This window comes from Fictibacillus gelatini DSM 15865, from assembly GCF_000430745.1.
Taxonomy (GTDB): domain Bacteria; phylum Bacillota; class Bacilli; order Bacillales; family Fictibacillaceae; genus Fictibacillus_A; species Fictibacillus_A gelatini.
The window spans coordinates 115,863-142,474 of the sequence record NZ_AUMP01000002.1 but is presented as its reverse complement, the minus strand read 5'-3'; the positions used below and the strand labels follow the sequence as shown (position 1 = coordinate 142,474).

The 26,612-nt window shown below is 41.6% G+C and carries 31 protein-coding genes and 1 other annotated feature; of the genes, 27 read left to right on the top strand and 4 right to left on the bottom strand.

Features of this window, described 5'->3' with window-relative positions:
- Nucleotide 1: 1 nt before the first annotated feature.
- Entirely contained in the window at nucleotides 2-442 is a 441-nt protein-coding gene (locus H538_RS0103795) for a prepilin-type N-terminal cleavage/methylation domain-containing protein (RefSeq protein ID WP_026676460.1), read from the bottom strand.
- Between the two features lie 319 nt (nucleotides 443-761).
- Here H538_RS0103795 and H538_RS0103790 point away from each other — a divergent pair, with 319 nt between their 5' ends.
- The 11 genes from H538_RS0103790 to H538_RS0103740 all read left to right on the top strand — a co-directional run bounded on the left by H538_RS0103790 (nucleotide 762) and on the right by H538_RS0103740 (nucleotide 11,598).
- Nucleotides 762-1,346: a hypothetical protein gene (locus H538_RS0103790; RefSeq protein WP_026676459.1), complete on the top strand. Its 585-nt coding sequence runs from the start codon at nucleotides 762-764 to the stop codon at nucleotides 1,344-1,346.
- Nucleotides 1,347-1,373: 27 nt separating this feature from the next.
- Nucleotides 1,374-2,693, top strand: a complete 1,320-nt coding sequence (locus H538_RS0103785; RefSeq protein ID WP_026676458.1) for a VanW family protein — start codon at nucleotides 1,374-1,376, stop codon at nucleotides 2,691-2,693.
- A 6-nt stretch (nucleotides 2,694-2,699) separates the two neighbouring features.
- A complete protein-coding gene (locus H538_RS0103780) occupies nucleotides 2,700-4,361 on the top strand; it encodes a GspE/PulE family protein (protein WP_026676457.1) in 1,662 nt (553 codons plus the stop codon).
- Between the two features lie 9 nt (nucleotides 4,362-4,370).
- Nucleotides 4,371-5,426, top strand: coding sequence for a type IV pilus twitching motility protein PilT (locus H538_RS0103775; protein ID WP_026676456.1), 1,056 nt, complete (start codon nucleotides 4,371-4,373; stop codon nucleotides 5,424-5,426).
- On the top strand, nucleotides 5,413-6,621 hold the full coding sequence (locus tag H538_RS0103770; RefSeq protein WP_026676455.1) for a type II secretion system F family protein: 1,209 nt from the start codon (nucleotides 5,413-5,415) through the stop codon (nucleotides 6,619-6,621). Before H538_RS0103775 ends, H538_RS0103770 begins: the two co-directional genes overlap by 14 nt.
- A gap of 29 nt (nucleotides 6,622-6,650) precedes the next feature.
- Nucleotides 6,651-7,115: a prepilin-type N-terminal cleavage/methylation domain-containing protein gene (locus tag H538_RS0103765; protein WP_035350009.1), complete on the top strand. Its 465-nt coding sequence runs from the start codon at nucleotides 6,651-6,653 to the stop codon at nucleotides 7,113-7,115.
- A 207-nt stretch (nucleotides 7,116-7,322) separates the two neighbouring features.
- Nucleotides 7,323-8,078, top strand: coding sequence for a prepilin peptidase (locus tag H538_RS0103760; protein WP_026676453.1), 756 nt, complete (start codon nucleotides 7,323-7,325; stop codon nucleotides 8,076-8,078).
- A 29-nt stretch (nucleotides 8,079-8,107) separates the two neighbouring features.
- Nucleotides 8,108-9,064 (top strand): type IV pilus biogenesis protein PilM, encoded by a 957-nt coding sequence (gene pilM / locus H538_RS0103755; protein WP_026676452.1) that lies wholly within the window; start codon nucleotides 8,108-8,110, stop codon nucleotides 9,062-9,064.
- Nucleotides 9,065-9,066: 2 nt separating this feature from the next.
- The gene (locus tag H538_RS24990; protein ID WP_051291254.1) at nucleotides 9,067-9,675 is read left to right on the top strand and encodes a PilN domain-containing protein; all 609 of its coding nucleotides are present in this window, start codon (nucleotides 9,067-9,069) and stop codon (nucleotides 9,673-9,675) included.
- Nucleotides 9,672-10,475: a hypothetical protein gene (locus tag H538_RS0103745; protein WP_026676450.1), complete on the top strand. Its 804-nt coding sequence runs from the start codon at nucleotides 9,672-9,674 to the stop codon at nucleotides 10,473-10,475. Before H538_RS24990 ends, H538_RS0103745 begins: the two co-directional genes overlap by 4 nt.
- A 94-nt stretch (nucleotides 10,476-10,569) precedes the next feature.
- On the top strand, nucleotides 10,570-11,598 hold the full coding sequence (locus tag H538_RS0103740; RefSeq protein WP_026676449.1) for an SPOR domain-containing protein: 1,029 nt from the start codon (nucleotides 10,570-10,572) through the stop codon (nucleotides 11,596-11,598).
- Between the two features lie 43 nt (nucleotides 11,599-11,641).
- Here H538_RS0103740 and H538_RS0103735 read toward each other — a convergent pair whose 3' ends face one another.
- On the bottom strand, nucleotides 11,642-12,187 hold the full coding sequence (locus tag H538_RS0103735) for a hypothetical protein (RefSeq protein WP_026676448.1): 546 nt from the start codon (nucleotides 12,185-12,187) through the stop codon (nucleotides 11,642-11,644).
- A gap of 269 nt (nucleotides 12,188-12,456) precedes the next feature.
- Between H538_RS0103735 and H538_RS0103730 the strand changes: the two genes are divergently transcribed.
- From H538_RS0103730 to H538_RS0103655, 16 genes are all read left to right on the top strand, one after another.
- Nucleotides 12,457-13,044, top strand: a complete 588-nt coding sequence (locus H538_RS0103730) for a Maf family protein (RefSeq protein ID WP_026676447.1) — start codon at nucleotides 12,457-12,459, stop codon at nucleotides 13,042-13,044.
- Nucleotides 13,045-13,077: 33 nt separating this feature from the next.
- Complete coding sequence (radC, locus tag H538_RS0103725; RefSeq protein WP_081412582.1) at nucleotides 13,078-13,749, top strand: RadC family protein; 672 nt, start codon at nucleotides 13,078-13,080, stop codon at nucleotides 13,747-13,749.
- Nucleotides 13,750-13,823: 74 nt separating this feature from the next.
- Nucleotides 13,824-14,861: a rod shape-determining protein gene (locus H538_RS0103720; protein WP_026676445.1), complete on the top strand. Its 1,038-nt coding sequence runs from the start codon at nucleotides 13,824-13,826 to the stop codon at nucleotides 14,859-14,861.
- Nucleotides 14,862-14,875: 14 nt separating this feature from the next.
- The gene (mreC, locus tag H538_RS0103715) at nucleotides 14,876-15,751 is read left to right on the top strand and encodes a rod shape-determining protein MreC (protein ID WP_026676444.1); all 876 of its coding nucleotides are present in this window, start codon (nucleotides 14,876-14,878) and stop codon (nucleotides 15,749-15,751) included.
- On the top strand, nucleotides 15,751-16,266 hold the full coding sequence (gene mreD, locus H538_RS0103710) for a rod shape-determining protein MreD (RefSeq protein WP_026676443.1): 516 nt from the start codon (nucleotides 15,751-15,753) through the stop codon (nucleotides 16,264-16,266). The genes mreC and mreD overlap by 1 nt, the downstream gene beginning before the upstream one ends.
- Before the next feature lie 60 nt (nucleotides 16,267-16,326).
- Nucleotides 16,327-17,001 (top strand): septum site-determining protein MinC, encoded by a 675-nt coding sequence (gene minC / locus H538_RS0103705; RefSeq protein WP_026676442.1) that lies wholly within the window; start codon nucleotides 16,327-16,329, stop codon nucleotides 16,999-17,001.
- 39 nt (nucleotides 17,002-17,040) lie between these two features.
- Nucleotides 17,041-17,835 (top strand): septum site-determining protein MinD, encoded by a 795-nt coding sequence (gene minD, locus H538_RS0103700; RefSeq protein ID WP_026676441.1) that lies wholly within the window; start codon nucleotides 17,041-17,043, stop codon nucleotides 17,833-17,835.
- Nucleotides 17,836-17,938: 103 nt separating this feature from the next.
- Nucleotides 17,939-18,697 (top strand): M23 family metallopeptidase, encoded by a 759-nt coding sequence (locus tag H538_RS0103695; protein ID WP_026676440.1) that lies wholly within the window; start codon nucleotides 17,939-17,941, stop codon nucleotides 18,695-18,697.
- A complete protein-coding gene (locus H538_RS0103690) occupies nucleotides 18,690-19,553 on the top strand; it encodes a M50 family metallopeptidase (RefSeq protein ID WP_026676439.1) in 864 nt (287 codons plus the stop codon). Before H538_RS0103695 ends, H538_RS0103690 begins: the two co-directional genes overlap by 8 nt.
- 97 nt (nucleotides 19,554-19,650) lie before the next feature.
- Nucleotides 19,651-21,147, top strand: a complete 1,497-nt coding sequence (locus H538_RS0103685; protein WP_051291252.1) for an Rne/Rng family ribonuclease — start codon at nucleotides 19,651-19,653, stop codon at nucleotides 21,145-21,147.
- 48 nt (nucleotides 21,148-21,195) lie between these two features.
- Nucleotides 21,196-21,265 (top strand) — a sequence feature (ribosomal protein L21 leader region).
- 14 nt (nucleotides 21,266-21,279) lie between these two features.
- Complete coding sequence (gene rplU / locus H538_RS0103680) at nucleotides 21,280-21,588, top strand: 50S ribosomal protein L21 (protein ID WP_026676437.1); 309 nt, start codon at nucleotides 21,280-21,282, stop codon at nucleotides 21,586-21,588.
- Nucleotides 21,589-21,593: 5 nt separating this feature from the next.
- Nucleotides 21,594-21,938: a ribosomal-processing cysteine protease Prp gene (locus H538_RS0103675; RefSeq protein WP_026676436.1), complete on the top strand. Its 345-nt coding sequence runs from the start codon at nucleotides 21,594-21,596 to the stop codon at nucleotides 21,936-21,938.
- 36 nt (nucleotides 21,939-21,974) lie between these two features.
- A complete protein-coding gene (gene rpmA, locus H538_RS0103670) occupies nucleotides 21,975-22,265 on the top strand; it encodes a 50S ribosomal protein L27 (RefSeq protein ID WP_026676435.1) in 291 nt (96 codons plus the stop codon).
- Nucleotides 22,266-22,344: 79 nt separating this feature from the next.
- Entirely contained in the window at nucleotides 22,345-22,893 is a 549-nt protein-coding gene (locus tag H538_RS23020; protein ID WP_051291250.1) for a Spo0B domain-containing protein, read from the top strand.
- A 24-nt stretch (nucleotides 22,894-22,917) separates the two neighbouring features.
- Nucleotides 22,918-24,204: a GTPase ObgE gene (gene obgE / locus H538_RS0103660; protein WP_026676434.1), complete on the top strand. Its 1,287-nt coding sequence runs from the start codon at nucleotides 22,918-22,920 to the stop codon at nucleotides 24,202-24,204.
- Nucleotides 24,205-24,300: 96 nt separating this feature from the next.
- Nucleotides 24,301-24,744: an ACT domain-containing protein gene (locus tag H538_RS0103655; RefSeq protein ID WP_026676433.1), complete on the top strand. Its 444-nt coding sequence runs from the start codon at nucleotides 24,301-24,303 to the stop codon at nucleotides 24,742-24,744.
- 45 nt (nucleotides 24,745-24,789) lie between these two features.
- Here the strand turns inward: H538_RS0103655 and H538_RS0103650 are convergent, their stop codons facing one another.
- Together H538_RS0103650 and H538_RS0103645 are read right to left on the bottom strand one after the other, a co-directional pair.
- Entirely contained in the window at nucleotides 24,790-25,329 is a 540-nt protein-coding gene (locus tag H538_RS0103650; RefSeq protein ID WP_026676432.1) for a transcription repressor NadR, read from the bottom strand.
- A gap of 7 nt (nucleotides 25,330-25,336) precedes the next feature.
- Nucleotides 25,337-26,479, bottom strand: a complete 1,143-nt coding sequence (locus H538_RS0103645) for an IscS subfamily cysteine desulfurase (RefSeq protein ID WP_026676431.1) — start codon at nucleotides 26,477-26,479, stop codon at nucleotides 25,337-25,339.
- Between the last annotated feature and the right edge of the window lie 133 nt (nucleotides 26,480-26,612).

Here is a 26,612-nt window from a genome sequence, read left to right as displayed (position 1 = left end):
TTCATTTCTGCCACGATAAAAGCATCTCCATCTGAGCTTCCTGCCTATTTTTTTTATCATCTCTATAGATTTTCAAGATGACCTTTCCTAGATCACTTGATTGATTTTTTATTTGGATGAAAACATAATGGCCATTTTTGTTTATTCCATAACAATTACTGCAAGAGGCATCATTACTATAGCCTTTTTTTAAAATTTGATTTGATAAATCCGTTATGGAAGGGGAAACAGAATTATTATTCATATTTATAATTTCTTCCATTTCTTTTTGGGCCAGGTAAGTTGAGTCCATAATATTCTTTGAAATAGCATTTGACTTAGCCGATTGAATGAACATCGGTATCATAGACACAATAATAATGGATAGTATGACGATGGAAACTAATATTTCAACAAGCGTTAACCCTTTTTCTGAGGAAGAATTTGTTGAAATGCGCTTCATTAAATTTCCTCCCTGGAGAGCGAATTTTCTAAACATCATTGGATAACCACATCATCTTGTTTCGCGTAAAATTTTTCCCAGTTTGATAGTTGAGACTATCAGGCAAGTTCTTACTCAACATTTCTTTCGCCCTGTAAACGACCAGTAAACCTTCATCATTGGATCTATTACATAAAATGGGTTGCCCCAAAAGCTAAAAAAACAATAAAAACAACCGATAGAATAGATAAGGTAGTAACCCTTTTGGAGTTATCAAAGTCGATACCTCCTCAGGGAAAAATGAATAGAGTTTTTGGCTGATGATGAAAGGGTGCTATTGATGCTTACATTTCTTTTATCGGTAGTTGTCGTCATTTTGTTAATTCCAATTCTTTATGTGCTTCCTCTCGGCAAAAGGAAGCGGGATAAATGGGTTCTTTTCGGATTGGCCGCCCTTGTTTCATGGATGGGCCTATTGGTGAAAAACTATGTTTCTTTATGGCTAACTCTCCTCTTAATGCCCGGTTTAGCGTTTATCGTGACTTTCATTTTTGAAAGGTGGATGTTTTCTTCCGATGAAGCGGAAGAGGATGATTTTGAAGCTATTTATTTCCCGCCAATAAAAGAAGAGCCGGATCGATTTATAGAGCCTCTTGACGATCAAGAGGAACCCTATAAGACTATGGAAAGTGTGGATAGCAGTAATCCGACAAATGTCTACCTTATTCGCGAAGACGAACGTAAGCTTACAGATGAGTGGGAAGATATTAGCGAATTTGACTTCTTGAGCCGCAAACATGTTGCGAATTCTGAGCGATCTTCAAACGATAAAGATATAGAACAAGAAATCATTGACCCGGGCCCATCCAACTGGTTCGATAAGCTTCAAAAGATGGAAGTAGAGGTACGATTTGCAAAGGAATAAGCTAATCGATAGGAGGAAGAGGCTGAATTGGAACAGGCTGCGATTAAACCGGTGAGTTTTTTAAAACATTTTGCGATTTTAACCGGCCTCGTTTTTATCATTTTTTCATTAACGATCGGCGGGACAACACTTTTTTCTCATTTCTTCGAAGAAAAACGGATCGCAGAAGGAACGGAAGTCGCTTCGATTCCATTAGGAAATTTAACGGAAAAAGAGGCCGTTGAAAAACTGGGCGCACAAGTGCAGCTCTGGCGTGAAAATAGTGCAATCTATCTGCAATATAAGCGGAAAAAAATAAAGATCGATCCAGCCATTTGGACATTTCATATACAGGAAACTGTAAAAACAACCGAAAGAAGCGCATTGCCCCGGCTTCTTGTTGAACTGAATGAAAAAAAGCTCAACAACGTAGTGGAGGGATTCAATGATCCAATCCTGCTAAAAAACATCGACGAAGCGCTTCTGAAAAGTAAGTTAACGGTGCTGGCGGCTTCCCTTGGCAGAACCGCAACTATCCAACTAACCAATTACGTAAAGGAAAGTCCGCTTCCATCAAAGGTCATTGCGAGTACGTCAATTCCGTATGTAGATGAATCTCCCGAATTGAAAGAGTGGGTTCATTCTTTAAATGGGACCGTGATTGATGCTGGAAAGCAACTTTCCTTTGTTTCACAAATAGAGAAAAAACGACTTAAACCTTATGAATCGCAAAGATTGAACTTATTGGCATCAGCCATTTATTCTGCCGCTTTAAAAACCAATTTTCGGATTGTCGAACGGCATATTGGGGAAACGATGCCAACCTATATCAAACCAGGACTTGAAGCCGCCATCGTACCGGGAAAACAAGATCTTGTCATTGAGAATCCGAACCCTTATCCGTATACGTTAAAGCTAGAAACAACGGGCGGAGTGATTACCGCAACGATTGAAGGGCCGCCACTACATTATCGTTATCATATCAAAATTAAGGAAGAATGGATTCAGCCGCGGACGATTGTTCATTATAATCCGGCGATTTCACCAGGGGACAAAATTTTGATCAATGAAGGAAGCTTTGGCTATGTGAGAACAGTTTATCGTAAGATGTTGGACAAGTATGGAAAAGCCGTAAAAACAACAAAAATAGCGGAAGATTATTATCCGCCACAGTACAAAATTGAAGAACGGGGGCTTCCAGTCGCAAAAGAGCAGCCATCACCAACTAATTCAGAGGATCAAGATACCACCCAAACGGCTGATAACGCGAAGAATGATGAGACTACCACTGATACGGGTAAAAAACCGGACAAGCAAACGCCGGAAAGTTCTTCAGATAAACGCGGCAATGGAACAAATAAGGAGTAGGGGAAGATGCAACATACGCGAAAACGGCTCGGGGATATATTGGTTGAACATCAACTAATTACAGAAGAACAACTGGAACTGACGTTAAAAGAAAAAAGCAAAGGCCAGAAGCTCGGAGATGCGTTAATTGAACGTGGCTACATTACAGAGCAGCAATTAATTGAAGTGCTCGAGTTCCAAATCGGGATTCCCCACATTAGCCTGTACCGGTATCCGATTGATGAACAAATCGTATCGATCGTATCAAGAGAATTCGCAAAACGAAATCAACTTATCCCGCTTAAAAAAGAAGGGGACAAGCTGCTTGTTGCGATGGCCGATCCGATGGACTTTCACGCCATCGATGATCTTCGTCTATCTACAGGCTTTCAAATTGAGCGGGCGATTGCGACGAAAGATGATATTTACCGCGCACATAAAAAGTATTATGACATGGATGATTCTATGAACGATTTACTGGAGCTTCTTCCAAAAGGCATTGATTCACTTGAGGAAAAGATGGCGGAAGAAGATTCACCTGTCGTACGTCTCGTCAATCAAATTGTTTTAAATGCGGTCGAACAAAAAGCGAGCGATATCCACTTTGAGCCGCAAGAATCAAAGTTGAATATCCGCTACAGAATTGACGGCATGTTAAGGTTTGAGCGAAGCTTGCCGAAGCATATGCAAAATGTCATTACAGCGAGAATTAAAATCATGACCAATCTTGATATTACGGAAAACAGAGTTCCTCAGGACGGAAGAATGCGGTTAAATGTAGAGTTTCATTCGGTTGATATTCGGGTCTCAACACTTCCGACCATCTATGGTGAAAAACTTGTTTTACGTATTCTTGACCTTGGCAGTGCACTAAATCATGTCGAGCATTTGGATTTCAATAAGCTGAACTACCAGCGTTTTATCAAAATGATTGAACAGCCTAATGGGATGATTTTAATTACCGGACCAACCGGCTCGGGAAAGTCATCGACGTTGTATGCGGCGTTAAACCGGCTTAATACCGAAGAAGTCAATATTGTGACAGTTGAAGATCCGGTTGAGTATCAGCTCGAAGGAATTAATCAAATTCAGGTCAATCCAAATGTAGGCTTAACTTTTGCAAGCGGATTAAGGGCGGTCTTGCGGCAAGACCCGGATATTGTAATGATCGGTGAAATTCGTGACACCGAAACGGCGCAAATTGCCGTAAGAGCATCCCTGACAGGGCATCTAGTCTTAAGCACGATCCATACGAATGATTCCATCGGAACGATTTCACGGTTAATTGATATGGGCGTGGAACATTTTCTTGTAGCGGCTTCCCTTACAGGGGTCGTCTCTCAGCGCCTTGTCCGCCGTGTTTGCCGGGACTGTCAGGAAAGACATGAAGCGACGGAAAGTGAAAAGGAAATTTTTAAAAAGCGCGGGCTGGACGTTGACTTTATCATGCGCGGCAAAGGCTGTCCAACGTGTAATATGACGGGTTATAAAGGCAGAATCGCCATTCATGAACTACTTGTCATCGATGAACCGTTGCGCAAAATGATCATGAATAACCACCCGGTATTGGAACTACGATCCTATGCTTATCAAAATGAGACGATTTTTTTACTTGATGATGGTTTATTGAAAGTAAAAAAAGGATTAACGACAACGGAAGAAGTTTTACGTGTCGTTGCCTATGAGTAGGTGCGAAAAATGAAAGAGACAATAGATAAATGGCTAACTGCTGCATTTCAAATGAAAGCATCAGATGTCCATTTGACGGTTGGAATGCCGCCTGTCATACGCATTAATGGTGAATTGAAGAAATACGGCGAACAAAAGCTTACTCCGGAAGATACAGAAGAAGTGGCAAAAGCCGTCATTCCTCCCGGACAATATGACCGGTTTGTTGAAAAAGGGGAACTTGATTTTTCGTACAGCATTCCGGGAGTATCCCGGTTTCGGATGAACGCCTATCACCAGAGGTCCTGCATTAGTCTGGCCGTTCGGATCATCCCTACCAGCATTCCAACACTTGAGGAACTCGATTTGCCGGTCGTCCTTCGGCAGCTCTCGCGCAGGCCGCATGGTCTCGTTCTCGTGACCGGTCCGACGGGAAGCGGCAAATCGACAACGCTTGCGGCGATGATTAACGAAATGAATCATACGATGAAACGCCACATTATTACATTGGAAGATCCGATCGAATATCTTCACAAGCATCAGACGTGTATTATCGATCAAAGGGAAGTAGGATTTGATACGAGAAATTTTGCAAATGGCCTTCGGGCTGCACTAAGGCAGGACCCGGATGTCATTCTCGTCGGGGAAATGCGCGATCTTGAAACGATATCGACGGCTATTACCGCAGCGGAAACGGGGCATCTTGTATTAGGAACGCTTCATACCTCAAGCGCTCCGGCAACGGTTGAACGGATTATTGACGTTTTCCCGCCAGAACAGCAAGGACAAATCCGGATTCAGCTTGCCTCCGTTCTTGTCGGAATTATTTCGCAACGTCTCTTCCCGACACCAGACCGAAAATCCCGAAAAGCGGTAACCGAAATTTTAATTAACAATTCAGCAGTAGCCAACCTAATTCGCAATGATAAAATCTATCAAATTCATAATGTCATGCAAACAAGCCGGGCAAGCGGCATGCACACCTTTGAAATGTCCATCCTCCAGGCCTTTGAGAAACAATTGATTTTAAAAGAAGAGGCGCTTGTCTACTTAGAGGAGAGAGGTCTGGCGTATGGCACAGTTTAATTATATTGGCCGCGACAGGACGGGCAAAAGAAAGAAAGGGTCACTGGCAGGAGGATCGAAACGGGAAGTCGTTTTAAAGCTTCGTGAAAAAGGAATTGCTGTTCTCGAAATCAATGAAGTGAAACAAACTCTTCTGCACAAAGAAATTCATTTCGGAAAAAGGGTGAAATCAAGAGATTTTGTTATCTATTTAAGGCAATTTGCGACATTGCTTAATGCCGGCGTTTCCGTTGTTGACTCAACGAAAATACTGGCTGAACAAACGGAAAGTAGACCATTACAAAAAGCTTTAAATGATGTAGAAAAGGAATTAAGGCAAGGGAACCCGCTGTCACAGGCTCTGGCAAAGCATAGCCGGATTTTTCCGCCGATGGTGACGAATATGATTGCTGCAGGAGAAGTCGGGGGCAGTCTAGATCAATCATACAAGGAGCTCGCAGATTATTATGAAAAGCAGCATCAAACGAGGCAAAAGATTGTGTCGGCGATGATTTATCCGATGATCCTTGGGATCGTTTCGATCGGTGTCATTATCTTCTTGCTTGCAAATGTCGTACCAACATTTGCAGCTATGCTTAAAGATGCCGGCGGGAAATTACCCGGAATTACGAGGTTCGTTCTTAGCGTCAGCAATTTTGTCCAACAATGCTGGTGGGTCTTAGTGCTTGCTCTTTTTTTAGTTCTTTTGACCTATAATTTTTGCCGAAAAAATAAAACTAGTAAATATTACCTAGATTATGCTATATTAAAAATACCCATATTCGGCAAATTACAGCAAAAATCAATACTTGCAAGAATGTCGAGGACATTAAGCTCTCTTTTTTCCAGCTCTGTGCCTATACTTCAAGCGTTATCGATTGTTGAGAGAGTCGTAGAAAATGAGGTGATAGCAAGGGTCATCATCCAGGCGAGAGGTGCCCTTGAAAAAGGACAACGGTTAACCGGGCCGATGAAAACACACTGGGCCTTCCCGCCGCTCGTCACTCAAATGATTGCAATTGGTGAAGAAACGGGATCACTCGACGCAATGCTCGCAAAAGTAGCAGATTTTTATGAAAAGGAAGTAGAGAACACAGCGGACCGCCTAAAATCGCTCATCGAGCCGGTCATGATTATCTTTCTCGCTTCTATCGTCGGAACAATCGTCATCTCCATCATTGTCCCAATGTTCAAAATTTACAATACCGTCGGCTAATAAACGGCTAAAGGGGAGAGGAAGAAAAAATGAGAAAATTACTGAAGAAACATTTACAAAATGAGAAAGGTTTAACACTCATCGAGCTGCTTGTTGTTGTTGTTATTTTGGGGATTATTGCAGCGATTGCGATTGTGGCTATTGGTAATATTTTGGATAACTCGAAGAAAGATGCGCATATCGCTAATGCAAAAACAATGGTTGATGCAGCAAGGATGTTTGTTGCACAAAATGGCACTGATGGAGTGAATGAATTAACCATGCAAAAATTAGTTGACGATGGATTTCTAGAGGGTGTCCCTAAATCTCCAGGTAAAGCTGGAGATTATGATACTGCAAAATCAAAAGTGTCAATAACAGTTGATCAAAATACCAACACGAAGGTAACATACACAGTTACACTAGTGTCTAAAGATACAGGTAAAGCCTATATTAAACCAATTGAACCTAACGATCTGGATAGATCAAAAGTATTCTTAAAAGGTGACCAATAAAAGTTATTATGGATAGATTGAGATAACCCTCCGGAAGGGTATTAAACTATATTATATTTAAAGCATAAGTGCCTCTAGCGACATCTTCATCGATAGTACAGTAGATAAACACTCATGATTTGAAAAAAGAAAATGCGAAATTGAAATAATTGTAAAACGATAACCCTCTATTCGAGGGTTATCAAACGTTTAAAAAGGGGTTTCTCTATGAACCTATTACTGTATACACTTACATTCCTATTTGGCTTGATTCTCGGCTCGTTCTTTAATGTTGTCGGGCTTCGCGTACCGAACAAAGAGTCGATCGTTCGGCCGGGGTCTCATTGCGCAGTTTGTGATCGTCTATTAACGGCGTTTGAGCTTATTCCTGTTCTTTCTTATCTTTTTCAAAAGGGGAAATGCAGAGGGTGTGGAACGAGAATTTCGCTGCTTTATCCGGCTGTCGAGCTATTGACCGCCGTTTTATTTACAGTTGCCACCATCTTCATCGGATGGTCAAAGGAATTATTCGTTGCCTGGGCATTCATTTCTCTTTTAATGATCGTATTTGTATCCGATATAAAGTATATGATCATTCCAGATAAAGTCCTGTTTTTCTTTTTACCGCTTTTTATCGTGCTCCGTCTCATTATTCCCCTTGATCCGTGGTGGGATATGATCGTTGGAGGCGCCGTCGGGTTCGGCCTTTTGTTTTTCATCGCTGTTCTTTCGAAAGGCGGCATGGGCGGCGGGGATATAAAATTAATGGGCACCCTCGGGATCGTTTTAGGATGGAAGGCGACATTGCTTACGTTTTTTTTATCAACGGTATTGGGTTCATTGATTGGTGTTGTTGGGCTATTTTTAGGTAAAGTAAAACGTGGCGTGCCGTTTCCGTTTGGCCCATTCATCGTTTTTGGAACTATTACCGCTTACTTTTTTTATGAGACGATATTAAGCTGGTATATCGATCTTATGACATAATGGTCGTTACATAGACAGAGGTGGAATCGATGGGAATTACAATCGGCAGGAAAAACAGAAGGGTTAATTTGCTCATCGCAGATCATGTCATTCGCTTTCTTGAAATGAAAGAAGCCGGTATCGTGAAAAATTATGGAGAACGCTACCTTCCGGACGGAGTCATTTCTAGAGGCGAGATAATGGATGAAGAATTGTTTGTCACCATTCTTGAACAATGCGTTGATGAATGGGGGATTAAAAAGCGTGAAGTTCAATTTCTCGTTCAGGATTCACATATTGCTCTTCGCAAACAGCTGATTCCTGTGACCATTCCCGAACATGAAATTAAAGGATACGTTTATATGGAGCTCGGCCATTCGATCCATTTGCCGTTTGAAGATCCTTTGTTCGACTATGAGGTGATTGGCAGAAATGAAGAACAGCAGGAAATTCTTTTGTTTGCCGCCCCTGATAAGGCGGTGATGGGCTATGCCGACTTGCTCGAGGAAGTGAAGCTGAAACCGGTTGTAGCCGACATTTCTTTTCTTTCGCTCTATCGCCTCTTCCACTTTACGGGACAAAGTCATCCGGGAGATCATCTGCTATGTTTACAATTTGACCTCAGCGCTATTCAATTAAGTATTTTTCATGACGACAAGCCGCTCTTTTCCCAGCATTTCCGGATGAATATCGAGATGAAAGAATGGCAAAAGCGGACAAATGGTGTCCTATACAAAAACGACGAGACCAGCTTAAATGGAGCATTGGAAGATAGCATGGTGGAGATAGAGAGGGTTCTCAATTATTATCGTTTTACGGTTCAACAAGGCAACCAGGGTGTAACCAAAATTTTGCTCACGGGCGATTTTCCTGATTTAAAGCTCGTGGAAAAGCGTTTGACAGAGACGTTTTTCCTTCCGGTGGAACGGATTGCGTTACAGGTGAATGTACCGATTGAGCCGGGCTATGAAGTGATTTTCGGCCTCGGGTTAAAAGGAGCGGTATAGCTATGTTAGTCGACATTAATTTACTGCCAAAACATGAGCGTAAATCCTTCCACTTCACCTTCTTGATCCTTTCTATAAGTCTACTAGTGCTAATTGGAATGGGAGTATGGTTGCTTCATGCGACATATAAAATGAACCAAAAACTTTCTATTGAACAGCAAAAAGTTGATACTGCCACACGCCTGATTGAAATGGCACAGAAAAAAAAGAACGTTCAAGTCAAACCGAATGCAGCTCAAATCTTGCAAACGAATATCGATTGGGTTCATTCCAATCAACGTTCGACGGTCAAGCTGTTGGACCATCTCGTTTCGTTATTGCCCAAACGGGGATATTTCATCAGCTACGAGTATATAGATGGCGGTACGGTCGATCTTTCGGTTCAATTTGATACGCTTGATGAGACTGCACAATATTTACATGATCTGACAGAATCGCCCTTTATTCATGAGGCTACACTTCTGGAAGTCACTACGGCTTCATTAGAACAAGATGAAAATAATGCAGGCTCAAACACATCTACTGATCCATTCTCGGTGCTGCCGCGATATATTGCCAAATACGAACTAAACATGAACACGAACGCGCTTCAAGCAAGGAAGAAAGGATGATTCGTTTGGCAAGACGCTTTAATTTAACAATAATCTTGACGATAAGCTGCCTCATTCTTTTACTTGGCTTAGTCAGCTATTTATACGTTGGGGTATACCGGCCGTTACATCATCAGTTAAACGAGGCGAAAGCAGAAGCGGCGGATAAGGAAAAGGAATTGCAGCGATTGGAAAATAGCAAACATAAGAAAAAGAAGGTTGCTCCAATCCACATTGCTTTGTTGCAACAGGAAGTTCCCGTTAAACCGTTAGTGGATCAGTTTTTATTGCAGTTAAAGAGAGCTGAAACCGTTTCAGGCTGCTCGATTGCAACGATGAAATTTGGAGATGGAGAAGCGGAGCAAGTGCAGCCGGATCGAAATACGGCCGAAAATAATCAGCCGGCTGCTGATCAAAACAACAAGCCGCAATCAATCACTGTAAATGGCGTGAATGAAGCGGTAACAACGAATGGCACGGAACAAAAGAAAACAAAGCTTGAGGGCATGCCTGAAGAGTTAAAGCAAGTCAACGTAAGCCTGGAAGTGAAAGTCCCTGATTATAACGCGTGGAAAAAGTTTCTCTCCGAGATCGAATCATCCAAACGGATTACCTACATTACGGCAATGAAGTTTGCGGGGCCTCAAGAGTCGACCGGGACGTCTACTGCAACGGAGCCATTAACGTACTCTGTCGAGCTCTCGGCCTTTTATTTGCCGAAACTGACGGAATTGGTTAAAGAGTTGCCAGAGTCTCATTACGAACTGCCATCAGGTAAAGAAAATCCATTATTCACTACGCCTAAAGCCGCTAATCAATAGCAAGAGGATTTAAACCTCCTGCTATTTTTCTTGTTCTATTAACTACTTCTTTTACATACGATTTAGTAGATGATAGATAAAGGAGCGGGTTTGATTGAAGGATCATCGGCAAATTACAGTGCTTATTAATGGGCAAGATAAGCCGCTTAAAGAGACAGGAGAAGGATCCGTGAATACGGCAGAAGAATTAGCTGCATCCGTTTATTCGGATTCTGTGCCTAAAACATTCACCGCCGAGGAAGAAGGGAAAGTTCTTGATTTTCAAGCGATTCTAGAGCGGAAGTCGTCAATCGAATTTCCACAAGTGAAACAAAAAAAGAAAAAGAAAATGACATGGAGACCGGGACGGTTACCGGTAAAGAAAAAAAGCACTTCTCGTTTTTCAAAGCAATTGCTTATGGCGGTTATAGGAGCGGTTGTCATCGGCTCAGGGTTCGGTGCCGTCCTTTTAATGTTATTTACGGGTGAACTTTCCGGGGCAAAAGGAGAAGTGACCGCAAGCCTGCCAGCAAGTGGTGTTGTGCAAACTTCGAAAGTAGCCATACATGATATCGCGCTTGATTTTCATGTCGCACAGGGCGGGATTTATCAATCGAAGGAGACGGCAAACCGATTGGCGAGCAGCATTCGTGCGAAAGGATATGCCGCGACTGTTTACGAACTGGATAGCCGTTATTTTGTTTATATTGGGGTGGGAAATAATGAAGAGCAGGCAAAATCGCTCGCTGACATGTATAAAAACAATGGAATTGACGTGTACATGAAGCCGTTAAATGTGACGTATAAACAACTGAAGGCCACGAACAAGCAGGATGAAGCGTTTTTTGTGAATGGGAAAATTTTGCTTCAAAACATGATAACACTGGCGAAGGCGCCATCTTCCAGCAAGGGAAGTGAACAATCGATCCAAAAAGATTTTTCCAGCTGGAAAGATTATTTAAATCAACAGAAGGGCAGCTGGAACACAAAGCAGAAGCAAGCCGCTTTACATTATGAAAAGGATCTTGAACAGACGTTGAAACAGTTAGGAAGCAAATCAAATGGGGAAGTAAATTGGAAATTCCAACAATCTGCGTTAAACAGCCTTGTCTCCTATACGAAGCTTCTTGATACGTTGAAATAAGCTCTACCGGGTAAAAAATAAATTTTACCCGGTCGCTTTAGTTTTAAAATGAAGTTTTTATTTTCGTTTCGAATTCCTGGACTGTTAAATCGTTTAATTCATTAAAACCGGAACCTTCAAGTGCAATCGTTTTACCACCGATAATCGGGTAAACCCCTTGCCATCCGCCAACAAGTATATACTGTTTCGTTCCTTTTAACGGTTTAAGGAATGCGATATATTCTCCTTCTGCCATTGGTCCAGGATACACTTTATTTAACGGATTTTCCGGAGCGGGTAGTGGATCAATGCCGGTCGATACGACAGAAATAATCTGTGGTCCGCTGCCTTTGATATATCTTTTCGTTTGAAAGCTTTGAACGAAATTTACAAGCTTGCCGCCTTGTACCGATTTCCCCAGCGGACGCTCCTGATGGGCTGTATTAAACCAGCCAAATGCGATGATGGTCGACTCATTCCGCAATTCTTTCAAATTTGCCATTGGCTTCGTATCGACAACAACTGTAGGAACGCCAGGTTGCCTGGCGTTTGCGTTTGTGTGAAAACCTAAAAAAATGAACAGACAAATAACCGTTTTCAACAGTTTCATAACGAATCACCTCTTTTTCTATTGTTCATAACCATCAGCGCCATTATGTATTACAAAGTGGTTACAATTGAAAAAAATTAGTCATAAACCGGCAGAAAATGACGAAAGACTAAAAGAAGCAATTTAACGATACAAATGATTGTCTAATTTTAGGGGATTTGATATGCTAAAGGTAAGCCCTTTTCAATTAGACATGATGTAATAACGTTTAAAAGGAGATATTTTTTCCTCAATCCTTTTAAACAACTTCTAAAAAAGGGTGAGATTTCATGCCAAACCTCATTTTAGCCTCTTCTTCTCCTCGGAGAAAAGAACTTCTATCTATGGCCGATTTTCTATTTGAAGTGATTCCAAGCCGTATTGAAGAGGTCATGGATCCTACTTTATCCCCGGACAAACTCGTTTGTTCACTTGCCGAACAAAAAGCCAGAGATGTGTTTGAGTCCCATCCGGAATGTGTCGTTTTAGGTGCGGATACGATTGTCGTCTTTGGCGGCCAAATGCTTGGAAAGCCGAAAGACCGGGAAGAAGCGATAGCAATACTTACAATGTTATCCGGACAAACCCACTCGGTTTATACGGGCAATTGCATCATTTCAAAAGACAAGATTAGTTTGTTTTCCGACCGGACGGAAGTTACTTTTTGGCCATTAACGGAAAAAGAAATTTTGCACTATGTGAATAGCGGAGAACCAATGGATAAAGCGGGAGGATACGGCATTCAAGGAAGAGGTGCGACTCTCGTTCAATCGATCAACGGCGATTTTTACAATGTGATGGGGCTACCAATCTCGAAGGTTGTTCGAGAACTTGAATCGTTTGGTATCAGCGCAGTCAGTCAAAGAGATATCAAATAAGGAGGAAAGACGTAAGTGGAAAGTACACCGCTTATGATTCGAGATTATCCCGCCCATGAAAGACCGCGTGAAAGAATGCTGAATGAAGGCCCTGAAGCATTATCGAATCAAGAGTTGCTTGCGATATTGCTAAGGACTGGAACAAAGAAGGAATCGGTTTTGCATCTGGCAAACCGAATCGTTCAACATTTTGAAGGATTGCGTATGTTGAAAAATGCGACGATTGGGGAATTAAAAGAAATTAATGGCATTGGTGATGTAAAAGCGGTAGAATTAATAGCGGCAATTGAACTTGGAAGAAGAATTAGCCGGCTTCAATTTGATGAACGTTATGCCATTCGTTCACCGGAAGATGGCGCCAATTATTTAATGGATGAACTTCGCTTTCTTGAACAAGAACATTTCGTCTGTCTCTACTTAAATACGAAAAACCAGGTCATTCACAAGAAAACGATTTTTATTGGCAGTTTGAATTCTTCTATTGTTCATCCGCGGGAAGTATTTAAAGAAGGAATTCGCCGGTCCGCTGCGTCATTGATTTGTTTTCACAATCATCCAAGCGGCGATCCCTCGCCAAGCAGTGAAGATATAGATGTGACAAAGCGATTGGTCGAGTGCGGAAAGATTCTCGGAATCGAAATGCTCGATCATATTATTATCGGTGATCGAAAATATGTCAGTTTAAAAGAAAAAGGGTATGTTTAACATTGTCTTTTTTGCCCCGCTTGTCGTATAATCATATTTATGAGTTTTGCTTGATATGAAAGGAGTTTACATAAATGTTTGGTGGATTTTCAAAAGACTTAGGGATTGACTTAGGAACAGCAAACACCCTTGTATACGTGAAGGGGAAGGGTGTTGTTGTGCGTGAACCTTCCGTTGTTGCGCTGCGTACAGATACAGGATCAATTGAAGCTGTAGGTAATGCCGCAAAAAATATGATCGGGCGTACACCCGGAAACATCGTTGCAGTAAGACCGATGAAAGACGGGGTTATTGCAGATTTTGAAACGACAGCTACAATGATGAAATATTTTATTCAACAGGCGCAAAAGAACCGTTCGGTGTTTGCTAGAAAACCAAACGTTATGGTATGTGTGCCTTCAGGCATTACAGCTGTTGAAAAGCGTGCCGTAGAAGATGCGACAAAACAGGCCGGGGCAAGAGAGGCTTTTACCATTGAAGAACCTTTTGCAGCCGCGATCGGAGCGGATCTTCCTGTTTGGGAACCGACCGGAAGCATGGTTGTTGATATTGGCGGTGGAACGACTGAAGTTGCAATCATTTCTCTTGGTGGAATTGTAACGAGCCAATCGATCCGAGTCGCCGGTGATGAAATGGACGACGCGATTATTCAATATATTAAAAAGACGTACAATTTAATGATTGGGGAACGTACAGCTGAGACATTGAAACTTGAGATCGGTTCCGCCGGTTCGGCTGAAGGTGTACAAGATATGGATATCCGTGGGCGAGATTTGTTGACGGGTCTGCCGAAAACGATTACGATTACAGCTGAAGAAGTTTCCGGTGCACTTCGTGACACGGTAAACAGCATTATGGATGCGGTTAAAGTGACGCTTGAGAAGACTCCTCCGGAACTTGCGGCTGACATTATGGACCGAGGCATTGTATTAACAGGTGGCGGGGCGCTCTTGCGTAACCTTGATAAAGTGATTAGCGAAGAAACGAAAATGCCTGTCATTGTTGCAGAAAATGCCCTTGACTGTGTAGCGATCGGAACAGGCCGCGCGCTTGAGAACTTACACCTTTTCCACTCTAAAGCGGGGATTACCGCACGTAAATCAAAGGTTTAAGAAGGTGTTAAATCATGCCACAGTTTTTTTCCAATAAGCGGCTTATTATTCTTCTCGTAAGTATTATTATTTTAGTGGCACTGATTGGTTTTTCAATGAAAGATCGTGAAGAATTAACATGGCCGGAGAAATTTTTAAAAGATACGGTAGGATTCACCCAATCTATCTTTTATAAACCCGCTAACTTAGTAGCGGGTTTCTTTGAGAATATCGGTGAAATGAAAAATATGTATCATGAAAACAAGCTCTTGAAAGCTAAATTGGACGAATATGCCCAGATGGCTGTCGATGTCAAACGATTGAATAAGGAAAATAAAGACCTCAGAAAGCAGCTAGGGATTCAAGGAGATCTCTCAGACTATAAGGTGAGACAGGCGACCGTCATTGGCCGCTCCCCTGATAAATGGAATAAATTTATTTTCATTGATAAAGGGTCAAATGCCGGTGTTCAGCCGAAAATGGCCGTTCGGACGACGGAAGGGTTCATTGGCAAAGTTGTTAAGGTTGGAGCGTTTTATTCAACCGTCCAACTGATAAGCGATAACGATCGAACCAACCGCGTTTCCGCCATTGTTCAAGGAAACAAACGTGTTTTTGGTACAATTGAAGGCTATGATGACAAAAAACGAAGATTGCTTTTAAAGAAGATCCCGATTGAAGCGAAAGTTAAAAAAGGGCAAAAAGTCGTGACGAGCGGATTGGGCGAAGTGTTCCCAAGCGGTTTATTGATCGGGGAAGTAACCGATGTGAAACCGGACGAATATGGCTTGACCAAAACGGCTTATGTAAAGCCTGCAGCTGATTTGTACGATCTCGACCATGTGATGATTTTAGATCGAACAGCGCAAAAGTTAGATGAAAACGTGTTGAACGAGAAGGGGGAAGAATAATGTACCGCATTCTTCTTCCTTTTCTTACCTATATTGCTTTTGTTTTTGAAAGTACCGTAATGCAAGTCGTTAATCCCAAACAGGATTGGGGAATTCTATTAATCCCTCATTTTTCACTCGTAATCATTATTTTCGTAGCGAGTTATTTAAAGCCTTCTTATGGGATTGTTTACGGATTGATATTTGGGTTGTTAACTGATTTAATGTACACAGATTTAATCGGCATTTACATGTTTTCAACCGCACTGGTCGCTTATATTACCGCGGTTTTATCCAGATTTTTGTTTGGGAATCTATTTGTAACGCTCGTTCTTACGATATTAGGTGTTGCCGTGCTTGAGTTTTTAGTTTATGGGCTTAATACTTTAGTTGGGGTTGCAAATGAGAGTGTCGATCTTTTCCTTTATAATCGACTAATCTCAACTCTCATTTTAAACGGAGTATTTGCGATACTCATTTATTATCCACTCGTTAAATTTTTGCGAAAAATGAAAGATAGCATCGGTGAAAATTAGGTGTGCAGAAGGTTTTTTAACATTTTCGTCGAATGTTAACATGTTGAGGTGAACGATAGGATGCAAAAACAACTCCAACATCATGTAACCATTAAAGGAACGAAAGATGGCCTCACTTTGCTCTTGGATGATACATGTTCGTTCGGGCAGCTCGTTGAAGAGCTTGAAAATAAATTATCGGCGGACCATGGTCAATTATTTAACGGGCCGCTTATTACTGTAAGGGTAAAAACGGGGAATCGCTATTTAACGGATGAACAGTGTGATACCATTCGCAAAATTATCGGTCAGAAGAAAAATTTACTTGTCGATCAATTTGAATCGAATGTCATTACGAAGGCCGAAGCCGAAGAAATGAAAAAAGATGCTACAGTCGTCACCGTTTCAAAAGTGATTCGTTCCGGCCAGGTTTTAAGCGTACAGGGGGATCTCCTTTTAATTGGAGATGTCAACCCGGGAGGTATGATTAAGGCGACGGGAAATATATTCGTGTTAGGAGCGCTCAATGGGATGGCCCATGGCGGATGCACCGGTAACAGGCAGGCAGTTATCGCGGCATCCCTCATGAAACCATCACAGCTTCGGATTGCAGAGTTGATTAATCGGGCACCGGATCATTATGACGAAGCAGGTCACGAAATGGAATGTGCTTATATTCCTGATGATGACGAGCGCATTGTAATTGAACGATTAAGTATCGTACATAAAATCAGACCCAATTTGAATCGTTTGTAGCGGATGGACTTCGCATTCATATAGAAAGGGGAATAAAGCATGGGAGAGGCAATCGTTATTACGTCTGGAAAAGGTGGAGTTGGTAAGACGACAACTTCTGCTAATATTGGTACATCTCTTGCCCTTTCAGGCAAAAAAGTTTGTTTAGTGGATACAGATATCGGTCTTCGCAATCTTGATGTGTTAATGGGTCTGGAAAACCGAATTATTTATGATCTCGTTGATGTTGTGGAGGGACGCTGCAAGCTTCATCAAGCTTTAATTAAAGATAAACGTTTTGAATGCCTGTATTTGCTTCCAGCTGCACAAACAAAGGATAAATCGTCCGTTCAGCCGGAGCAAATGAAACAAATTATTCAAGAATTAAAGCAAGATTATGATTATATCATTATTGACTGTCCTGCCGGAATTGAACAGGGATTCAAAAACGCGGTTGCCGGTGCGGATAAGTCGATTGTCGTTACCAATCCTGAAACAGCATCTGTTCGTGATGCGGACCGGATTATCGGGCTCCTGGAACAAGAAGATGTTGAGCCACCGAAACTCATTGTGAACCGCGTACGAAGCAATTTGATGAAAAGCGGGGACAGCCTCGATGTCGATGAAATCGTCTCCATTTTAGCGATTGAATTAATCGGAGTTGTTGTCGATGACGAAAATGTCATTAAAGCAGCAAATAAAGGAGAGCCAATTGCGTTAAATCCAAATAGCAAAGCATCGATCGCCTACCGCAACATCGCAAGGCGGATATTGGGCGAATCGGTTCCTTTGACGCCAATTGAAGAGGAAAAAGGCTTCTTTTCTAAGATTAAGATGCTATTAGGAATGAAGTAAGAAACGGAGAGGAATTCCAATTTCTCTCCGTTTTTTTGTAATAACTTCTCCGGACAAGTCATAGGATGAGGTAAACACTTTATGGACGGGGGGGTTGCCGGTCGTGAGAAATCGTGCTGATGAAATACGACAGCGCTACAGGGATCGAATAAAATCAAGTTCAGTAGTCGAAAATCATTATTCATATCCAAAAAACATTCATTTCGAAGAAGATGATGATCAAGAAAAAAAGAAACATCCGCTTTTTCATTTTCCATTCTTCTTATTTCAAATACTCGTTTCTATTTGTTTGTTTTTAGCAGTGGGGATTGCATTTAAAAATCATAATGATGAGGCCATAAAAGCACAGCGATTTGTGAAGAAATTATATAACGAGGAATTTCAATTTGCGTCCGTGAAAAAATGGTATGAAAACCAGTTTGGAAAACCACTTGCTCTTTTTCCGGATAAACAAAAGACATCGACATCCAACGATAAGACGAAATTGGCAAAGAAAAATGATTTTTCTGTACCAGTTAACGGAAGAGTATATGAAAGCTTCCAAAAAAACGGAAAGGGTATTTTAATTGAAACGGGCAAAAATTCAAATGTTGATACGTTGAAAGATGGCTATGTTACGTTTGTTGGCGATAAAGGGAATTTAGGGAAAACAGTCATCATCCAGCATAGCGATGGAGAAGAATCGTGGTATGGAATGCTTGATAGTGTGAAGCGCCAGGTTAAACTGTACAGCTACATTAAAAGCGGCATAACGCTTGGAAAAGTGACGCCAAATAAAGATGGGAAAACGGGTACGTATTATTTAGCGATTAAAAAAGGAGATGAATTCATCGATCCAAGCAAGGTGATCAATTTTGAATAATTTCTTTTTTTCTTATTTAAAAAAGGTGAAAATTAATCCTTTATTCTGGCTTGTCATCGGGCTTGCGCTAATGACTGGCCACTTTCGGCAAATGATTCTTTTGTTTCTGATTGTTTTTTTTCATGAGATGGGTCATTTTATGGGGGCTCATCTTTTTCAATGGCGAATTAAAAAAGTAGAATTGCTGCCATTTGGGGGCGTCGCGGAAGTAGATGAACACGGAAATCGGCCTTTTCAAGAAGAGTTTATCATTACCATTCTCGGACCCTTGCAGCACATATGGATGATTGGGGTATCCTTTCTTTTATGGCATTTTGGCGTTTGGACGAATAGCGAACATGAATGGTTCCTCCACATGAATATGACAATCGTTTGTTTTAATTTATTACCGATTATGCCACTCGATGGCGGGAAACTGCTTTTTATTTTCTTTGCCCGCTATCTCCCTTTTAAAAGAGCGCATTCTCTATTTCTTATCGTTTCATTTCTTTTTTTGCTTCTCTTTTTCATTGTGTTCGTTTCACGCAATCCGCTTCACTTAAATTCATGGATCATTTTTATTTTTTTAGTCATTACCCATTTTTTCGAATGGAAGCAGCGCCCTTATGTATTTATGCGTTTTCTGATGGAACGAATTTATCACGCTTCTTCTTCCTCACGTAAAGAAAAAAAGCTTATTTATGTTGATCGGAATACCATTGTTTCCGATGTTCTTGCCCTGTTTCAAAAAGGGGTTTACCATGTGATCGTCATAAAAGAGCCGCTTCGAAAAAAAGAGATTGAAGAAAAGCAATTGTTAGATGTCTATTTTGCTTCCAATCAAGTGCAATGTGCGATCGGCCGCCTTTTTCGATAAACGAAAAAGAGGGGTCTTTCTTTGTATTGGTCTGTTCGGCCGGAATGTTTTATTATGATAAAATAAAAGCAGTATGATTGAAGTGAGGTCTTGAAGTTTGGATATAAAAATTATTATCGATGCCCGAATGATTGAAAAGCGAATCGCTATATTGGAAAATGGCAAGCTTGTTGATTTAAAGATAGAACGGCCAAGCAGTCAGCCGATGCCAGGCTCCATCTATAAAGGGCGAGTGACAAAGGTGTTGCCCGGTATGCAGGCGGCCTTTGTCGATATTGGAACGGAAAAAAACGGATTTATTCATCGCGATGATTTAGTTTCTTTTCAACGATCTTCTTATGATCATGGAAAAAAACAGCAAATGAACATTTCATCGTTTGTTAAAGAAGGGGAAGAACTGCTCGTTCAAGTTGTGAAAGAGGAGTTTGGCACAAAAGGCGCGAAACTGACGGGAATGCTTTCAATTCCAGGCCGTCATCTTGTTTATTTGCCTAAATCCGCCCATGTAGGGGTTTCAAAGAAAATAAAAAGCAGCGATGAACGGGAAAAGTGGCGGGAAATCGGCCAAAAGTGGGTCGGAGATGAAGACGGGATGATTTTTCGGACATCAAGCGAAGGACAGAATGACAAAGCGTTGAAAATAGAATATGATCATTTAGCCCGGCAATATGAAGCGATCATTCAACAGGTGGAAGCGGCAAAATGCCCATCCCTTATTCATCAAGAAAATAATTGGTATGAGCGGATTGGCCGTTACATCGTCACTAAATCCGTTGAAGAAATAATTATAGATGATCGTGATGGATATGAAACATTATTGAAATGGGCAGAAAATGCCTCCGGCTTGAAAGAAAAAATAAAATTATATACAGGGAAAGAAAATATTTTTGCTCATTATGCTATTGAAAGTGAAATTGAAAAAGCCTTATGGCCTCACGTCTGGTTAAAAAATGGCGCTTCATTGCGAATTGATCATACGGAAGCGTTAACCGTCATCGATGTCAATACGGATAAATACATAGGAAGAACGAACAGACAGGAAACCGTGTTAAATACAAATTTGCTTGCAGCAGAAGAAATCGCCAGGCAGATCCGTCTTCGTGACATTAGCGGTATGATTGTAATTGATTTTATTACAATGAAGGAAAAAGAAGATCAGAGCAAAGTCATCGCCGCTTTAAAAAGATGGCTAACGAATGATCCAATGACAACGGTGATTTACGGTTTTACCGCAATGGGCGTCCTTGAACTTACGAGGAAGAAGGAAAGGCGCCCGCTATATGATGTATTATCAAGTAAATGCCCTGTCTGTTCGGGGACGGGTAATGTTCTTTCGGCGGAAACTATAGCGTATCAACTCGAACGTGCCTTATGGGAGCGGCGCTATATGGATGAAGAAGGAATCTGGATAGAATGCTCGGGGCAAGTGGCAGGGCTCCTTAAAGAAAAGTATGGTGAAGAGCTAAATGAGCTCGAAAATATATTAAATTATAAAATCACGATGACAGAGACGGAATATCCTTATGCGAAATTTGAAATTCGTCATGTCGGCACAATCGATGAAATACAAAAAAGAATCAACCGATATCATTGACAATCATGGATCAAACGTGGTATGATTTTTCCGTTAGTGTTTTTGGAGCACCCGCTCCAACCGCGCAGATCAGGTTTTAAGCATTGATGCACCTGTGATGGCGAGTCTGAGTTTAAGAGGAGGTGCACATCGATGTACGCAATTATTCAAACGGGTGGTAAACAACTTAAAGTTGAAGAAGGTCAAGCAATTTACGTTGAGAAGCTTGATGTTGAAGCCGGCGAAACTGTAACATTTGAAGATGTTCTTATGATTGGCGGAGACAACCTTAAAGTAGGTTCTCCTTTAGTGGAAGGTGCGACTGTAACTGGCAAAGTTGAAAAGCATGGTCGCGAAAAGAAAGTGATCGTTTACAAGTTTAAAGCGAAGAAAAACTATCGCCGCAAACAAGGTCACCGTCAACCGTACACTAAAGTTGTAATCGAAAAAATCAACGGTTAATTCCAATGATTAAAGTTTCGATTATTCGAAATCAAAATGGCGTTATCCGCTCCTTTATAATGAAAGGACATGCGGAGTCCGGACCCTATGGACAAGACCTTGTCTGTGCCGGAGCATCTGCTGTATCATTCGGAACGATTAATGCTATTGAAGAGCTCTGTCAGTTTACTCCAGATGTAGAAACACGCGAAGATGGCGGTTTCTTGCGGATGGATTTACCTGATATGGCTTGCGATGAACCTTTTCGTAAAGCTCAGGTTTTATTAGAAGGTATGATCGTATCGTTAAAGACGATAGAACGTGACTATAGTCAATATATTCAAGTCAATGAAGAAAAAAAGCGGATTTGACCGCTGAAGATACTCAAATAGCAGGAGGTGGAACAAATGCTTAAATTGAATCTTCAATACTTCGCATCTAAAAAAGGTGTTGGTAGCACAAAGAACGGTCGTGACTCCATCTCTAAGCGTCTTGGTGCGAAACGTGCAGACGGACAATTTGTAACAGGTGGTTCTATTCTTTACCGTCAACGCGGTACGAAAATCTACCCTGGAACAAATGTAGGTAAAGGCGGAGACGATACTCTTTTCGCGAAGGTAGACGGTGTCGTTCGTTTCGAACGTCTTGGTCGAGATCGTAAAAAAGTAAGCGTATATCCAATCGCAAACGAAGCGTAAGGAATTTAGCTCTAACCTGATTGGTTAGGGCTTTTTATTTTTTAAGACTTAATAAGCAATTCATGAGAAGAGGGACAATATGGCTAAAAAATGGACGACAGTTGAAGTTTTGCGCCATGCGAGACATGACTGGATGAATGATCTCCAATTAATTAAAGCGAATTTGTCATTAAATCGAATCGAGAGGGCAAATGAAATTATTGATGAGATTATTCGTTCCGCCAGAAATGAATCCAACGTAATGAATTTGAACACACCGGAGCTTTTCGAGTATTTAATTACATTTAATTGGAGCAAACATCCGATTGACTTAAAATTCCAAGTGGATGGAAAAGTCAGGGATTTGCATACATACGAAGAAACATTGCTAAATGGATGCCGGTTGATTTTGTCTTTACTTAATAGCCATGCAAGTATGAAGACGGAAAATAAAATTCGATTAACGATAGCGACTGATCCACTCCTCCTATCGTTTCATTTTACGGGTGGCTTAGAGAACCGTGAAATGATGGAAGATGCCCTGGAAGATTTCAAAAAAACACATAAAACGTTTTCCATTATCGAAAGCTATATTCGTCAAGATGAATTGTTTTTGAGTCTAACGTTTGTCGATGAAAAACATATATAGTTTTACAGAAAAGAGGTGAGGAACATGTTTGTCGATCAAGTCAGAGTATTTGTCAAGGGCGGTGACGGAGGAAATGGCATGGTTGCGTTTCGTCGCGAAAAATACGTTCCAAACGGAGGTCCTGCAGGAGGCGATGGCGGACGTGGAGCAAACGTTATTTTTGAAGTTGAAGAAGGGCTCCGTACGTTAATGGACTTTCGCTACAATCGCCATTTTAAAGCTCCCCGGGGCGAACATGGAATGTCAAAAGGGATGCATGGAAAAAATGCGGAGGATATGATCGTTAAAGTGCCTCCGGGTACCGTTGTTACAGATGCGGAAACAGGACAGGTCATCGCCGACCTGGTTCATCATGGCCAGCGCGCCATCATCGCAAAAGGCGGCCGTGGCGGAAGAGGAAATACCCGTTTTGCGACGCCGGCTAACCCGGCGCCTGAAATTGCCGAAAATGGAGAGCCCGGTGAAGAAAAAGAAGTCGTTCTCGAGCTTAAGGTTTTAGCAGATGTCGGACTTGTCGGCTTTCCGAGTGTAGGAAAATCAACACTATTGTCCGTTGTCTCAGCTGCGAAACCGAAAATCGCCGCATATCATTTTACGACGATCACACCAAATCTTGGCGTAGTCGCGGTAGAAGATGGCAGAAGCTTTGTCATGGCCGACCTTCCGGGATTAATTGAAGGCGCCCATCAGGGAGTGGGCCTCGGTCACCAATTTTTGCGGCATATTGAAAGAACGAGGGTTATTCTTCATGTGATTGATATGTCCGGCATGGAAGGCCGGGATCCTTTTGACGATTATGTGAAAATCAATCAAGAATTAAAAGAATATAACCTGCGCCTGACAGAAAGGCCGCAAATTGTTGTCGCCAATAAAATGGATATTCCGGGAGCGGAAGAAAACTTAGAGCGCTTTAAAGAGCAATTAAAAGAAGAAGTGCCGGTTTTCCCAATTTCCGCTGTAACGCGAGAAGGCTTGCGCGAAGTGTTATTTGCTACAGCTGACCTATTGGAGGAAACACCTGAATTTCCGCTTATTCATGAAGAGGAAGAAGGGACGAATCGCGTCGTTTACAAACATGAAAAAGAAGAAGCAGGGTTTTACATTACAAGAGACCCTGACGGCACCTTCGTTTTAAATGGCCCGAAAATTGAAAAACTGTTTAAAATGACGGATTTCTCCCGGGATGAATCGGTTAAACGTTTTGCAAGGCAAATGCGGTCACTCGGTGTTGATGAAGCATTGCGTGAAAGAGGCGCCGAGAATGGTGACACGATACGAATCTTAAAATATGAATTTGAATTTATTGAATAGATTGCACATTTGTGCAGTCTATTTGTCTTTTTGAGATAGACATTTTTGACCGAAATCGTTTATACTAAGGGTGAAGAATGATGGGGGTTAAAAATGATGAAGGAACACCAATTTTACATGGTTCGAGAAGATGTTTTGTCGGAATCGATGCAAAAGGCATTGGAGGCAAAATCGTTAATTGAAAGAGGAAAAGTGAAAACGGTTGCAGAAGCGGCTGCGCAGGTTGGTTTAAGCCGCAGTGCGTTTTATAAATACCGAGACGGAATCTTCCCTTTCCATACGATGGTGAGGGAAAAGATCATTACATTGTTCATTAATTTAGAAGACCGCTCAGGTGCACTATCCAGCCTGCTAACGGTAGTGGCCAGCATGGGATGCAATGTTCTTACAATTAATCAAACCATTCCGCTTCAAGGAAGGGCGAATGTCACCTTGACTATCGAAACAAATGCATTAAAAGGTGAAATTAATGACCTGTTAACAACCCTGAAAAAAATGGAAGCCGTTGAACGAGTCGAAGTGATTGGCTCAGGGGCATAAAAAAGAAGCTTAAATACAGCCTCTTTTTTATGCCCTTTGTTCTCATCAGCTTTGTTCAAACAAGTAGCCTTTTACCCTTAATGCCTCACATGCTGCATCCAGTTGCTTTTTAGAAGGTGCTTCAAGCGTATGAAGGTGGATGCCTTCTGTCAATGCGCTTAAAAGAACGGCATTGGTCTCTTTTAAGCGTTCCATGAAATCTTCCACTTCCTTGCGGTTGCTTAACATAAGAGAGGCTGTTAAATCTCCGTATATCGGATGTTCAACCATTACATCTTTTACCGTTACGCCATGATCGACGATCGTGAAAAGCTCATCTTTTGTTTGCCCGGGTGTATGAATGGAGGCGATAACTTGAATGTATGGTTTATCCTTCGGTTCGTTCTTTATATAGACATACCCTTGTGAAGTAGCGATAATCGGCTCCTTTTTCGCTTTTAAAAGAGATATGTCTTGGACAATCACTTGTCTTGATACATTCGTTTTGGAAGCTAATTCGCTTCCTTTAAGAGGCTTGTCGCTTTCTTTAAGCCATTTTAAAAGCAGCGACCGCCTGTCCTCTCCTAAAATCTTTTCTTCTTTCAATGAATGGTCAACTCCTTTTCGCTAAATAACTTTGAGCTATATCTTGAAATGCTTGTGTGACCACTTCTATATCTTCTTTCGTCGTTTGCCATCCAAGTGTCATTCTAATGAGTTCGCGTGCCTCGTCAGGTGTTCTTCCGATCGCTAGAAGAGAGGGGGAAGGGTTTTGTTTCCCGACCTGGCATGCAGAACCGGTTGAGACGGCAATTTGGCGCAGGTTTAATTCAAGCATAGCAAGCTGCCCTTCCATTCCTATAATTCGAATCGGAATATAGTGAGGTAACGAATAGTCGTTATGCCCTTCATAAAAAAATAGCTCGTCTTTATCCATTATACGCGATAAAAAATAGGAGCGCAGTTTTTCAACATGAGTTTGCCACTCCTTCATCTTAGCCACCATCGATTGGGCAGCGGTTACGAAAGAGACGATTCCCGGTGTATTGAGCGTTCCGGGGCGCATCCCTTTTTCATGGGTAACCCCGGAAAGAAACGGCCGACTGGAATGTTCAGGTGAAATATAAAGCGCCCCGACCCCTTTTGGTCCGTAAATTTTATGAGCGGAGAGAGTGATGGCATCCAGATTCATTTTTCTTACATCTAATGGAATCTTTCCGAACGTTTGGACACAGTCGCTATGAAACAATATGCCTTGTTCTTTTAAAAAGCGTCCGATTTCTTCAAGAGGTTGGATCGTTCCAATTTCACTGTTTCCATGATGAATCGTGACTAGAATTGTATCTTCACGCAGGTGCTTCTTTACTTCCGAAAGAGAAATACGCCCATCTGAACCAACATTGATATAGGTCACATCAAAACCTTGATCTTGTAAATAGCCGAGTGTATGTTTAACCGAGCTATGTTCAAGGTGGGTACTGATGATATGTCTTCCCTTATGTTGATAGCCGCGAACAAGGCTCGTAATCGCCAGGAAGTTTCCTTCTGAGCCGCCGCTTGTAAACGTAATTCCTTCCGATGTGCCGCCAAAACAGCCCGCGAGTTCCCTTCTTGCATATTCTACTAAGTCATGAGCCTTTGTTCCGATATTGTGAAGGCTTTCTGTATTTCCAAAAAAGTTTTTCGCAGTTTGAGTGTATGCATTAAGGGCTTCTTCTGACATTGGCGTCGTCGCAGCATAATCTAAATAAATCATTTTTCATCCTCTTTTCTTAAACGATGGAATTTCCAACCTTTCTTAAAAAAACTCTTGTCATAAGTTTAAATCTGTGTAAAGATAAGTGTCAAGACAGGTGTTAACTAAACCAAAAATTGGTGGTGGGATAGGC